Here is a 12,883-nt window from a genome sequence, read left to right on the forward strand (position 1 = left end):
AATCATAAAATGACCTCCGATGATCCAAGTGGGAGGTTATTTACATACCGCGATGCTGACGAAACCACCCAAAAAAGGAAATTCGCTCCCCAAGGAGAACCATATATTACTTGGAGGAGGATGCATCTATGCCTAAAACCATACTTGTAGTCGATGATGATCCGGATATCATTGACATGCTTAAACTTTATCTGGACGCAGAGGGATATAAGACGCTCGAAGCTTTCGACGGGAAAGCTGCCCTTGAGCATCTGCGAAGCAGGCACGTGGATCTCGCACTCTTCGATATCATGATGCCGCTCATCGACGGATTCCAGTTGCTCCGCAAAATGCGGCAGGATTATAAAATCCCGGTTATTCTCATCTCGGCCAAAAATCAGGAGATTGATAAAATAACCGGACTCAAGCTGGGGGCAGACGATTATGTGTCCAAGCCGTTTAGCCCGCTCGAAGTGATGGCGAGAATTCAGGCACAGTTAAGACGCTCCTGTGAGTTTAATGAGCCGTTGGAAGCTCCAGCGGTATCCGAAACCTGCGTCGGGGACTTGCAGTTGGATCACCGGGAATGCATGTTATACATCAAGGGAACGCCGATTTCGCTGAGTGCGATCGAGTACAGATTATTGAAGCTGTTCATGGGGGAGCCGGGGCGCGTATTTACGAAGAAGCAAATTTTTGAGCATGCCTGGGATGAACTTTATTTGGCTGACGATAATGCCGTCATGGTCCAAATCAGCAGGCTTCGCGACAAAATCGAGGCTTGTCCCAGGAAGCCTGTCTATATCAAAACCATTCGCGGACTCGGTTACCGGTTTGCGAAGAAAGATGAGTTACAGCCATGAATTCACCTAATCGCCTGCAGCGATCGCTGATTCGCCAATATGTTTTTTTCTTTGTTACCATTGCGCTGATTGCCGCGTTTTCGCTATTTGTATTAAATGCGCTGATCATGGATTATTTTATGGAGGCTTCCGGACCGGTCAAGGCGGAGGCTGGAGCCATAGGCAGTCCGACAGCCGTGCCAGGCATGGACAGCAATCAGCATGAGAAGGTGTTTTATGGAATGGCACTGAAAACGCTGCTGCTGTTTCTCGCTTTGTTTGCAATTACCGTATATGTCTTCGGAAGATGGACGGCATCCCGGCTCACGACCCCGCTCCGATCGATTGCGGATGGTATCCGCAGCATTGCACGCGGACATTACCATGAAAGATTACATTTTCGAGCCAGCTATGAACTTGCCCAGATTCAGGATGATTTCAATGATATGGCTGAACGGCTCGAACGGATGGAGAGGGAAAAGCGAGAGCTTGCAGAGAGCAAGCAGCGAATGCTGATCGACATTTCCCATGACCTGAGGACACCGATGACCACCATTCAGGGCTATATCGAAGCGATGGAAGTGGGGCTCGTTGATTCGGAAGAGAGAAGGCAAAAAATCCTGCATTTGATTTCCGACAAAGCCAGTCTGATGTCGGAGCTGATTGACGGTATCTTCGAGCTGTCCAAGCTGGATAGTCCCGACTATCCTTTTGCCGTTGAGGCATCCGACATTACAGAATTCACAAGGGAAATTGCAGCCGAGTATTACGAGGTGTTCGAAGAACAGAAGTTTCATTTCCTTTACGATATACCTGATAGTGAAATCATCGTACCATTCAACACGACCTGGTTGTATCGGGCGGTTTCCAATATCCTGTCAAACGCTATTCAATACAATCCGCCCGGTACCGCTGTTGAACTGAAATTGGCAGCAACGGGGGGAGGAGTCGAAATTCACATTACAGACGATGGCATCGGAATCCCGGATGGGTTGAGGGAAAAGGTCTTCGATGCCTTTGTCCGCGGAGATCAGGCCCGAAAAAGCGATGGGGGGACGGGTCTGGGACTTGCCATTGCCAAACAAGTGGTTGAAAAACATAGGGGTAACATCAGGCTGATCACGAACGGGCACACGAAATTCATTCTTTTTCTTCCTAACGAATTGTAAGATTACTGAAAGATTCAGGAAAGTGGAGCGAAAGAGTTATCCGGTAACCTCAGAAGTAGAACCAACCACTTTAAGGGATACAGGAGGACTGGAGAGATTGGAAATACACAAAGAGAAAGAAAAAGAAAAAGGCGTTACGTTTTTTCGAAGAATCATGGCAAACCGGAAGCGTAGGGGGCCGCTATCCCCTGGATGGAAGGGTGCGTCGCTTGGGCTCGGCGCCACCGGCTTTATTCTAATTCTGATACAGGCCAATTATCTATTGACGGGGCATGGTGTCGGTAAATTCATCGTGGGCACATTCCTGTTTCTCTTTGCGGCTGCCCTTATAAGCGGCCTAGCATCAATGTTGCTGCACGGGGTCAAGAAACTACCAAGCCGTTATATTTGGATGCTGCTGTATTCCCTGATCATGTTTTTATTCTGTTTTATTGTGCAGCCGGGCGTATCGGCAGTCTTCATCGTCTCTTTGGCCATTGTTTTATCTTTATTTGGTGCATTGGCTTATAAATTTGCAGCGGGAAGCTACAAGCAAGTGTCTAAAACCAGGAAAATCGGCGCGATGGCTTGTTTGTCCTTGATCACCATCGCGATCGGCGCTGGCAGCTTCTGGCTGATTCGGGCCGGAGATGATGCCGCTCCGGACATCACATTGAAACAGCTGAAAACCTCAACCCGATATGAAGACTCGACGATGAACAATCCGGCCGAACAAGGCACATATCCCGTCCAAAGCCTGTTATACGGAAGTCCTGACAACTATCGGACAGAATTTAATCAAAGCGGTTCCCTAACCACCCAAACGGTGGATGCGTCCAGGTTTGTTGAGAAGTGGTCGTCTTTGCGCACGAAGTCGCTTGGATTCGGACCCGAGGCCATGCCGTTAAACGGAAGAGTGTGGTATCCCGAAGGGGAAGGCACCTTTCCGCTTGTTTTGATTGTACATGGTAATCACTTGATGAATGATTATTCCGATCCGGGTTATGAATATCTCGGCAGGCTGCTCGCGAGCAAAGGGTATATATTTGTCTCCGTGGATGAAAATTTCCTCAATTTCTCCCCATATGAGGATCTATTCCTGATCAGCCCGCTGCTAAGTGAAAATCCGGCAAGGGGTCTGCTGCTGCTGGAGCATTTGCAAACCTGGAAGGACTGGAACAGCGATCCGGACAACCCGTTTTACCAAAAGGTCGATATGGAACGAATCGCCCTCATCGGTCATTCCCGGGGCGGCGAAGCGGTCGCGATCGCGGCAGCGTATAACAAGCTTGGCCGTCATCCGGACCATGGGGATATCAAGTTTGATTATAACTTTTCGATCCGCTCGCTCATTTCCATTGCGGGAACGGACGGGCAATATAAGCCCCAAGGCAAACCTCTGCCGCTGCAAGACGTAAATTATCTGTCTTTGCATGGAGCTCATGATATGGATGTCAACAGCCTGGACGGTGCGAAGCAATATCACCGGATTCGTTATACCAAGGGCACAAATTACATGAAATCGCTGGTCTATATTTATGGAGCCAACCACGGCCAGTTTAACGGAGGCTGGGGCAGAGGGGATGGGGCAGGGTTGGGGAACCAACTGTTTAACCTACGTCAAATTATGCCACGGGATGAGCAGGAAACCATCGCAAAAGTGTTCATATCTTCGTTCCTGGATGCCACGCTGAAGGACCAACGGCAATACAGGGAGGTGTTCAAGGATTTGGGTTACGCCAAGGAATGGATTCCCGACAATCTGTATGTGGGCAATTATTACGATTCGCAGACGACCTTGATCGCCGATTTTCATGAAGACATCGATCTGCAGAGCACCACGCTTCCTGGCGGCAGCCTGCGGGGCGAGAACCTGCAGCAATGGAAGGAAGAAAAGGTTAAGACAAAATGGGGCGAAGCGGATTACAGCGCGGTTCGCTTAGGCTGGAATTCGAACGGTTCGTCCGAGCCTGCCTCCTATACGGTTACTTTGCCGGATAACGGGGTGGAAACAGGAAGGGATAGCTCGATCGTATTTTCGCTGGCAGATGCACGCAAAACAGAAGAAAGCGGCGACCCGAAAGAGCTTATCAATTTTACGATTACGGTTGAAGATAGGAAGGGCCATCAGGCAAGTCTTCCCCTCAGCCACATATCCAAGTTGCCGCCTGTTATTGAAGGTAAACTTCTCAAATGGCCATTTTCGAATGCAGGCAATACTTCAGAACCCGTATTTCAAAGCTACGATTTCCAATTAGACGATTATTACAAAATGAATCCGGACTTCAACCCGCAGCAGTTGAGCAAGATTCGCATCGAGTTCAATCTAACCAAGCGGGGAAGCATTCTGCTTCGTGATGTTGGCATTCGATCTTAAAAGGTAAAAAAGTCGCCTAAATGGCGACTTTTTTGGTATTGTACGCCCAGCATGTGCGGGCTCAAACCGTTACAGCAAGCTGTGATACGTATCCGTTTTAGGAAAATGAATCGTGACCTTGGTATACGCTCCCGCCTCCGACTGGATGGATAAATGATGGCCCAGCTTATGCACTAATTGCTTTGCGAGGTAAAGACCCATGCCGGTCGATTTGGCATGGCTTCTTCCGATGGAACCGGTAAATCCTTTTTCAAAAACTCGATGAAGATCCTCCGGCTGAATCCCGATGCCCGAATCTATAATATGCATCCTTTTTTCCTGTCGGTCCTCCTCGGCGATGAATGTGATGGTTCCGCCTTCATTCGTATATTTCAAAGCATTCGCAACGATTTGATCAAGGATGAATCCGAGCCATTTCCGGTCGGTATGAACCGTTTGCCGAATGTCCTCCATATGAAACCGAATCCGCTTGTTGATAAACGTTTTCGCGAATTTTTTCGCGCAGGTTTTAATAATCGCGTCTAATGGTTCTTCCGTGATGAAATAATCTTTGGAGAACGAATCAATTCGAGAATAGTATAATGCCTGCTCCACATAATTTTCAATTTTGTCGAGCTCATCCTCAAGTTTATCGGCAAGGGAATCGGCTGTTTCCCCGGTGCTATTCTCCATTAACAGACGACTTGCCGCTATGGGAAGTTTCACCTCATGAATCCAGGACAAGATAAATTCCTGATGATCGATCTTCTCTTCATTCAGTTTCCGAAGGTCACGTTCATGTTGACGATGCAATTTGGTGAAAAGCTCGAGATACAGCCGTTGTTGCAAGTTTTGTGGTTCAGGGGCAACGACAGGCCAATCTTCTCGGTCCAGATGGATCAGTTGCTGAAGCTTCCGGTAATAGGATCTTCGATAATAATAGCCAATCAGCAAGTAAGCTGTGACCAATGCAAAGCAAACGATATGAATATACAGCAAGTTGCCAGACACGAGGGCCGGGTTGAAGGATAAAGTCATGATTATTGAAATAAAGCCCATCATACCCGCGTACAACATCAAAAAATAACGTTTGTCCTTTATGTATTGTATGAAACTCATGGGACCATATAACCTTGCCCTTTCTTGGTAACAATCCAGTTTTCCTTGCCGATGCCGGCCAGTTTTTTACGCAAGCGGACGATGTTAACGGTTAACGTGTTTTCGTCCACGAAGCTTTCATCCTGCCAAAGATGACGCATGATTTTCTTACGGTCAACAACCTTTCCCTTTTGCTGCATGAGGATTTTCAGTATACTGACCTCCGTTTTGGTAAGCTCCGCTTTTCCCCCTTCATACGAGAGAATACCTTTCTCCGGATGGAACATGACCCCCTCATGTTCGAGCACATCCGATTGCATGTCCGAATAGGAATAGGTTCGGCGCAGCAGCGCATTAACTTTAGCGGTCAACACATCCATATGGAACGGCTTCTGTATATAATCGTCCCCGCCCATATTCACTGACATAACAACATCCATGGGCGAATCGCGGGAAGAAAGGAAGATCACCGGTACATTGGAAATCTCTCTTATCTTCTGACACCAGTAAAATCCATCATACGAAGGCAGGTTAATATCCATGATCACAAGATGGGGTTGGTTATGAATAAAGCACTGTGCAACAAGGTCAAAGTTTTCTACAATTACCGTTTCCAGGCTCCATTTGATTAAAGCTAACTGGATCATCCCCCGAATGGTCGGGTCATCCTCTACGATCATGATTTTCATAAACGATCCTCCCGGGCGTTACTAGCGGCAAATTAAACACATTGTATACGATCTTCCCGCGGCAGACAAGCAAGTATCCGGGGCTGCTTCCTTTGTCTAATGTGACAGGAATGTAAGGTAGAGGGGGAAGTTGTAAGCTAAAGTAAAGGTGACCTGTATTAAGATCAGGATAAGGAATACATGATGTCGAAAATGTATTGACCTTGTTTCTATTTGATAACCAGGAAGGATAGATCAACATGAAAATGGTAGTGAACGCTTCTCAGATCAGAAAGGTTTATGGTGTAAAAGGAAATGTATATACCGCCTTGGATGATATCGATTTGACCGTGCAGGAGGGAGAGTTCGTGGGAATCATGGGGCCGTCCGGCGCAGGCAAGTCGACTTTGCTCCATGTGCTTGCGACAATTGATCAGCCTACCTCGGGAGAGGTGATGATTGACGGGGTAGACGTACTGAAGATGGATGAGGAGCAATTATCCGCTTTTCGCCGGGATAAACTGGGTTTCATTTTTCAAGATTACAATTTGCTGGACACTTTAACGGTGAAGGAGAACATCTTGCTGCCCCTGGCGCTTGCCAAGATGAATGTCACCGAACTCGAGCATAGAGTGGGGGAGATCGCGGACAAATTCGGCATCACCCCGATTCTGGAGAAATACCCGTATCAGATTTCAGGAGGGCAAAAACAGCGGACTGCGGCTTCACGCGCCATGATTTCAGGCCCCAGCCTGCTGCTGGCCGATGAGCCGACCGGCGCTCTGGATTCGAAATCGGCGACCGCGCTGCTGGAGAGCCTGAAAGACCTGAATGAATATGATCGGGCAACAATTTTGATGGTCACTCATGACACGTTTGCGGCAAGCTACTGCACGCGGGTGCTGTTTATAAAGGATGGTCGCATTTTCACCGAACTGACTAGAGGAGATGTATCCCGCAAACACTTTTTCAAAAAAATATTGGATGTATTGACCGTTCTGGGAGGGGATGCAAGTGACCTTGTTTGACATCGTGAAAAAGAACATGAAAGGGAACTTCAAAAACTACACGATCTACTTCATTTCCATCCTGTTCAGCGTCATTATCTATTATACTTTTCTTTCTTTGCAATACAGCCAAGAAATTACGAGTTCAATCGAATCATCGCAGAGCATGCGATCCGTTTTTATGATAGCATCCATCATTTTGATCGTATTTGTTACCGTCTTTATTATGTATTCCAACCGTTTTTTCTCCAGGCAGCGTAAAAAGGAAGTAGGCTTGTACGCGTTACTTGGTCTACCGAAAAAAAAGATCGGAAAAATGCTGTTTTATGAAAACCTGATCATTGGGGTAACGGTTTTAATCATAGGAATCTTGATTGGCACATTGTTGTCCAAGCTGTTCGCTATGATCTTAATCAAGCTGCTGGGGACGCCTGTACAGGTAGGCATGGCTTTCTCTCTTCGAGCTCTGATTCATACGCTCATCGTGTTCATGGTGATTATTTTGGCGACATCGATCCAAGGCTATCGATTGATCTACAGCTTTAAACTCATCGAATTGTTTCGAGCGGAGCAGGAAGGGGAGCAGGAGCCGAAAGCGTCGTTTCTATCGGCAGTGGGTGCAGTTCTCTTTTTGATTGCGGGATATGGATTCGCCTTTCGCGATTTTTCAGTCACCGAAGAAATTCTTGTCAATCTGAGTGTGATGACTGTCGGAATTATCGCTGGAACGCTTCTGCTCTTCTCCTCGCTGGTCATTGTCTTGCTGAGAACCGCCAAGAAGAGAAAACGAAGTTATTATAAAGGCATGAATTTGGTCATCACCTCTAATTTGGTGTACCGGATTAAAGGGAACGCTCGTTTGTTAAGCGTCATTTCCCTGTTATCCGCTGCGGCGTTGTGCGCCTTCAGTGTCGGTTTAGGCGCATACTATACGTTTGACAAAACATCGAAGCTTACCGCGCCATTTAGCTACATGTATATTGCCCAGGACAACGCCTTTAATCAAAATGTAGACGATATCATACGCCGGGATGAAGCGCATCCGATTATCGCGCACATGACGATTCCGGTGCTGGAGACAAAAGGGGAGGCTTCCAAACCGGAGATCCTTCCGGAGAGAATGATCGAAGCAGACAAAACCCCGCTCAAAGTGGTCTCGATCGATCAATACAACCAGGTGGCAACTGCGCTGCGCTTTCCTGTACTTGATCCGATCGAACCGGATGAAGCTATAGCGATCCGGCCCATGTATACGGACTATGAATGGCCCGATTATGAAGGCGAAACGGTTGATATCGAATTGCTGGATCAACGAATAACCCTTGCTTTTGCGGGGATGACCGTAGAACGAATCATTAATTGGAGTTATCCGGATGTGATGATTGTTGTAAGTAACGGCACCTACGACAAAATGGAGGCGCAAGTTTCTCCGACCCGCTATGTCGGGTATGCCGTGCAGGAACAGAAGACGACGAAGCACACGGCTGATGCGCTGGCGTCGCTGAAGACACCGGAATCGAATTTATCTTCATATTATTCCGAATACCGTCTTGGAATCGAAGAAGCGGCCTTTAATGTGTTTATCTTAGGATTTCTTGGGCTCGTTTTTGTCATGGCAACAGGCAGCATGATCTATTTCAAGCAGCTGACTGAAGCAACAGCAGACAAACCACGGTACGACATTCTAAAAAAAATCGGTGTAAGCGGAAAAGAAGTAAGTATCGCAATTATTAGGCAGAACGCATTTATTTTTGCTTTGCCGCTTATGATCGGGCTTGCACATTACATGGTCATCCTGCAATTGTTGAAAAGATTATTCAGCAATATGGCAGGTGCTAGTCTTATGCTGCCCATCCTGATCTGCGTGGCTGTGTTTTTCCTGATCTACACGGTTTATTATGTGCTCACGGTCAACTCCATCAGCAGGATCGTCAATGGAAAGTCTGCCCCCGTGGCTAGAATTGCGGCTATTGCAATCATGGTCTGTCTATTGGTTCTGATTGGAATCTTCTTCGGCACGGAAACCCCTGCAGCGCAGGATGAGAGGGGCCAGGCAGAGAAAATCCAATTACAGCTGCCAGAACCTACTGGAGAATATTCTGTGGGAACGATGGAAATGCATTTCAAGGATGACAACCGGGTGGACCCATGGAAACAGGACAGAGACAGGGAACTCATGATCAGCATATGGTACCCCGCCACGGGAAAAAGCGAGCAGAAGGCTGTGTACATGCAGCCCGAAGCAGCAAAGTATTACGATGAAAACGCAATCTCCACGATCGGATTGGATCCCGGTCGGGTCGATCTCTCCGGTATCGGCACTCACGCTTGGTTAAATGCACCGCCGGCGAACAACGACGTTGGGTGGCCGCTCCTCATCTACTCACCTGGCGGGTCTGTTCCAAGAAACTTCGGGACGGCTGTAGTCGAAGACTTGGCCAGCAGAGGTTATGTGGTCGTTACAGTCGATCATACGTATGAAACCTCTGCGGTCGAATTTCCCGATGGGCGTGTGGCAACGGAGTTATTACCGCCTTTCAGTGCAGAGACGGTACTGAAGATGCTGGAGGTACGAGTGGATGATATCCAATATGTGTTGGACCAACTCGAACTCATCAAGGAAGGCCGTCATCCAGGCGATCAACCATTGCCCGCTGGACTTCAACAAACATGGGACCTGTCTAAGATCGGAATATTCGGACATTCCGCCGGCGGGGCTACTGCTGCTCAGGTGATGTACGAGGATGATCGCTTTGACGCTGGCATCGACATGGACGGAACGATGGGGCACATGCCCGATAACCCGCTCCCGGTGGCGCAGCACGGATTGGATCGCCCCTTCATGCTCATGAATTCAGGCTACAATAAGGAGGGCGAGGTTGATTCCCATCTAACCGCGATGGACCGTCAAATGTTCTGGCAGCATTCAACCGGATGGAAACTCGATCTAAGCATTCCCGAGGGAGCACATTATACGTTTACAGATTATCAGACGCTGCTTCCACAGCTTCAAGATAAGCTGAGCCTTTCGCCGCGAGTAGTCCAGCAATCTATCGGAACTGCCGACCCCAAACAGACAATCGCTGCCCATCGGGATTATGTCGCTGCCTTTTTCGATTTTCATTTAAAGGGTGTTCCACAGCCGCTGCTGACCTCTCCGTCCGCAGACTATCCAATGGTTGATTTTATAAAGTAAAGACATTTCCTTCCTCGGTTTTGTCACAATCTTGATCGCTTATCAATAGAAAAAAACAGTATAATAAAAACAAACAAAATCAAACAAAGAAATTCGGATAAGGCGGTGGTAAGCATGAATCAGGAGTTTTTGCATCCGACAGATCTGCTCCTTCAATTTATCAATCGTATTTATAACCATGGCATGACGACCACATCCGGGGGTAATCTGTCTATCAGGGACGAGAACGGAGATATTTGGATAACACCCGCCGGGGTGGACAAAGGCTCCCTTACACGGGGAGATATGGTATGCGTGAAGGAGGATGGTACGGTTCTGGGAATTCACAAACCATCCAGCGAATTTCCCTTCCACAGGCTTATCTATCAAGCCCGTCCGGATTTGAAAGCGATCATTCATGCCCATCCGCCAGCGTTGGTTTCGTTCAGCATTGTCCGGCGCATTCCCGATACCAGGCTGCTTCCGAACGAACGACAGATTTGCGGCGAGATCGGGATTGCACCTTACGCCCTGCCTGGAAGCGAACAGCTCGGGGAGAACATTGCGGCTGTTTTCAAGAGCGGGATCGACACGGTCATGCTGGAGAACCATGGGGTTGTGGTCGGAGCCGGGGATCTTCCGCAAGCGTTTAACCGGTTTGAAACCCTGGACTTCTGTGCGAGGCTGGAAATCGAGGCGCGGCGAATCGGAAATCCCGTCCTGTTGACTGATGAGGATTACGACATCGTCCGCAACAAAAGCACGCGGCAGCTGGATACGTATATCCGCGACACCTGCACGTCGGAAGAAAAAGAAATTCGCCAGGACATGTGCGCACTCATGCGGCGTGCGTATAAACAAGGTCTGTTTACAAGCACGCAGGGCACTTTTTCCCATCGTTTATTTGGTCATGATTTTGTCATTACACCCTACGGCAAAGACCGCAACCATCTGGAGCCGGGTGATCTCGTCCGTATAGAGAACGGCAAAGCCGAGGCCGGCAAACAGCCAAGCAAATCCGTCTTCCTCCACGAAGCGATCTACAAAATGCAGCCGCATGTCGATTCGGTGATTATCGCGCACCCGCCTAACATCATGGCATTTGCCGTAACGGATGCCGTATTCGATTCAAGAACGATTCCGGAGAGTTATATCTTGCTTCGCGGAATGCCCAAGCTTCCCTTTAATGCGGTTTACAATGAGCCCGAGCGTACCGCTTCGCTGTTTAGACCCGATACGCCGATCGCCATCGTGAACAATAATTGTGTCATCGTTGCGGGACAGAGCCTGCTCAATGCTTTTGATCGATTGGAAGTTGCAGAGTACAGCGCCAAGTCCATTCTGTCGGCCAGAACGCTTGGGAATGTCATACACATCGATGACGATCGGATTCGCGAGCTCGAATCAGCATTTAATCTGGATTAGTAAAAGAATGGAATATCTTCAGCTGTACCAAGGCTGCCGCGAGAATAGTGCGGCAGCCTTTCGTTTTTTCCGGCTTAGACATATCGACATCGGGCCTTCACAGTATTTTGGGGAATCCGGCACATTCTCGGAAACGATTCGATATGCGTGTTTTCAAGCTGATCTTTACAACAATATTAATTTTGTCTATTATATAAATAGACTAATTATATTTTTGTTTATTAATCGGTTTATATTAATGTGTTCAAACCTATCTTAAATAGGCAGCTATGAGCGCAGTTGGATTACGATTTAATTCTTTGGAAAAGAGGAGACACAACACAATGAATATACCTGCTTCTACAAATCATAAACCCGTGATTATTTCGGATAACTATGGGAAAGTGGATGGGCGATTCGCATATAAGACAGATGTAAGAGCATTATCTTTGGGTTTGAGCGAGCAGAACGAGGATGGTAGGGCGCATATTGCCGCCAAAGTATGGAGAGCTGCTGAGGAACATTGGGCCGGTCCAATGGATGAGTTACCTCTTCATCGAATTCTGGATTTATCCATCCTCATTTGCAGTGCCCTGACACATTTTAGCGAAGCCTATAGATTTGAAGATTTATATGACCCGCAACATCCTGTGATCGACCGGATCGGATTGCAGGGGAACGCTATGACGGTAGCCGTTTGCACGGATAATGAACAGATTCAGGAGGATATCAAGCTGTTCAACGAGGCATTGAGCGACAACAGCGAGATGATAGGAGAACGTCTGCGCACTTTGACCAGAATGTTAGAAGAATTGGGTTATGTACGGTGAGAAAGCTGTCGGATGGGAGTGGCGAGGCCATTCCCCGTTCAGAGTTAACGAGAGTTTGGAGATGAGCGGTCATGAAAGACCAGAATAATAATGAAACTTACGTGCTGTCTCCTGGTAGAGTATTGACCGAGGAAGAAAAAAGTCTTGTCTGGAAAAAACCATTAACACATACAGCAAGCGAGGAAGAACGGCGAATCACGAATGAAATCAAGCGTAATTGGCATCGCGGCGAGATGAAAATCGCCACGATTTTATTGTAAAAAGAAAACCATACGCTATGCGTATGGTTCAGGATAGCTTAAGCGTTGTATAAAAAAAATCCTCCGAAGTGTTAAGATAAATTCGGTTCGCCAACCAAATTTAAAACACGAGGAGG

Annotated in this window: 10 protein-coding genes; 8 read left to right on the forward strand and 2 right to left on the reverse strand. The window is 47.7% G+C overall.

The annotated features are described in order from the left end of the window. Positions 1-128 precede the first annotated feature (128 nt). From AK95_RS16215 to bahA, 3 genes are all read left to right on the forward strand, one after another. The gene (locus AK95_RS16215) at positions 129-842 is read left to right on the forward strand and encodes a response regulator transcription factor (protein ID WP_071220984.1); all 714 of its coding nucleotides are present in this window, start codon (positions 129-131) and stop codon (positions 840-842) included. Then, the gene (locus AK95_RS16220) at positions 839-1,990 is read left to right on the forward strand and encodes a HAMP domain-containing sensor histidine kinase (protein ID WP_071220985.1); all 1,152 of its coding nucleotides are present in this window, start codon (positions 839-841) and stop codon (positions 1,988-1,990) included. The genes AK95_RS16215 and AK95_RS16220 overlap by 4 nt, the downstream gene beginning before the upstream one ends. Positions 1,991-2,087: 97 nt before the next feature. Next, entirely contained in the window at positions 2,088-4,346 is a 2,259-nt protein-coding gene (gene bahA, locus AK95_RS16225; RefSeq protein WP_071220986.1) for a bacitracin amidohydrolase BahA, read from the forward strand. Positions 4,347-4,415: 69 nt separating this feature from the next. Here bahA and AK95_RS16230 read toward each other — a convergent pair whose 3' ends face one another. Together AK95_RS16230 and AK95_RS16235 are read right to left on the reverse strand one after the other, a co-directional pair. After that, positions 4,416-5,444 carry a sensor histidine kinase gene (locus tag AK95_RS16230; protein WP_071220987.1) on the reverse strand — a complete coding sequence of 343 codons (1,029 nt, stop codon included), beginning with the start codon at positions 5,442-5,444 and terminating at the stop codon, positions 4,416-4,418. Further along, a complete protein-coding gene (locus AK95_RS16235) occupies positions 5,441-6,112 on the reverse strand; it encodes a response regulator transcription factor (RefSeq protein ID WP_071220988.1) in 672 nt (223 codons plus the stop codon). The genes AK95_RS16230 and AK95_RS16235 overlap by 4 nt, the downstream gene beginning before the upstream one ends. A gap of 239 nt (positions 6,113-6,351) precedes the next feature. Here AK95_RS16235 and AK95_RS16240 point away from each other — a divergent pair, with 239 nt between their 5' ends. The 5 genes from AK95_RS16240 (at position 6,352) to AK95_RS16260 (ending at position 12,767) form a co-directional block, all read left to right on the forward strand. After that, positions 6,352-7,119 (forward strand): ABC transporter ATP-binding protein, encoded by a 768-nt coding sequence (locus AK95_RS16240; RefSeq protein WP_071220989.1) that lies wholly within the window; start codon positions 6,352-6,354, stop codon positions 7,117-7,119. Next, positions 7,100-10,294, forward strand: a complete 3,195-nt coding sequence (locus tag AK95_RS16245) for an FtsX-like permease family protein (RefSeq protein ID WP_235613134.1) — start codon at positions 7,100-7,102, stop codon at positions 10,292-10,294. The genes AK95_RS16240 and AK95_RS16245 overlap by 20 nt, the downstream gene beginning before the upstream one ends. Before the next feature lie 114 nt (positions 10,295-10,408). After that, entirely contained in the window at positions 10,409-11,698 is a 1,290-nt protein-coding gene (locus AK95_RS16250; RefSeq protein ID WP_071220991.1) for a class II aldolase/adducin family protein, read from the forward strand. Between the two features lie 323 nt (positions 11,699-12,021). Next, the gene (locus AK95_RS16255; protein WP_071220992.1) at positions 12,022-12,507 is read left to right on the forward strand and encodes a DUF6530 family protein; all 486 of its coding nucleotides are present in this window, start codon (positions 12,022-12,024) and stop codon (positions 12,505-12,507) included. A 71-nt stretch (positions 12,508-12,578) separates the two neighbouring features. Then, entirely contained in the window at positions 12,579-12,767 is a 189-nt protein-coding gene (locus AK95_RS16260; protein WP_071220993.1) for a hypothetical protein, read from the forward strand. The last annotated feature ends 116 nt before the right edge of the window (positions 12,768-12,883 follow it).

The sequence above is a fragment of the Paenibacillus sp. LC231 genome, from assembly GCF_001860525.1.
In the GTDB taxonomy this organism is placed as follows: Bacteria; Bacillota; Bacilli; order Paenibacillales; family Paenibacillaceae; genus Paenibacillus_AQ.